Raw genomic sequence first — 920 nt, forward strand, 5'->3', positions numbered from 1 at the left:
GCTCCGATCTGTATCGTTTCACCCAGCACAGCCATTCGTAACCCCCTCCCGATCATCTATCCTTGATGATCGGAGTATGCCGGGGTCAATCCTCCCTGAATACAACGCCGCTCAGTTACCGCGTACATACCAACACCATTCGCGACCCAACTCGTTGAAAGTTGGAACAGGGAGTGAATCTGGTCATGCCTCGTCATGATCAAGCCGCCAACCCATCATCCATCCTGAAAATCAGACCATCAAATCCGGTGATCACACTCAACAACCAGTGGACAATCATTGATGGAGTGATTTCTTCCATATTGGATTCGGACGCGATTTGGCGAAGTATTCCGATTGTCCGTTTTTTGTATTGCTCGATGGTGGCGTCTGTTTTTTCGATTTTAGGGTTTTGTGTGCCATGACGGATTTTGTCATCCGCATCGTTTTTTCTTTCTGTGCGGGTTATGACGGGGACGGCGGGTTGTGCCAAATCCAGTGAAGGAAGGTGTTCTCCACCCGTCATTTCGTTGGGCTGGTTTTTTTGCACAAATTGGTTTTCCGTTTCCGTTTGCAATTCTTTTCCCTCTTAGCCTATGTTACTGACGCTTATTTTGGCATTTTTCCCAACCGCCAAACCGTCAGTAACAACTTCATGTAACACTTTCTTGTTACGAAGTATTGCATAAACCGAAATTCAACGCAGTGCTGTCTTCAACAAAACAGCCGTTACTGACGAATTTATTTTTAATGGCGTTTAGGCGATTGAATACTTTGGGAGAACAAGCATGAAGTTGAGTGGTTTGGGTGTTTTGGGAACCTTGTTGCTACTGAGCGGATGTTCAATATTTCAGAAAAATGACATACCGGACCCGAACGTCAGTAACACCGCATCAACGAATCTTAAGGATGTGGCGGATGCTGTTTATAACGAGTTGCGA

At 45.8% G+C, this 920-nt stretch carries 1 protein-coding gene; it reads right to left on the reverse strand.

Going from position 1 to position 920, the window contains the following annotated elements; all coding sequences use genetic code 11:
• Positions 1–199: 199 nt before the first annotated feature.
• The gene (locus IV91_RS0114535) at positions 200–556 is read right to left on the reverse strand and encodes a hypothetical protein (RefSeq protein WP_031599547.1); all 357 of its coding nucleotides are present in this window, start codon (positions 554–556) and stop codon (positions 200–202) included.
• Between the last annotated feature and the right edge of the window lie 364 nt (positions 557–920).

The sequence above is a fragment of the Ferrovum myxofaciens genome (genome assembly GCF_000735045.1).
GTDB classification, from domain to species: Bacteria; Pseudomonadota; Gammaproteobacteria; order Burkholderiales; family Ferrovaceae; genus Ferrovum; species Ferrovum myxofaciens.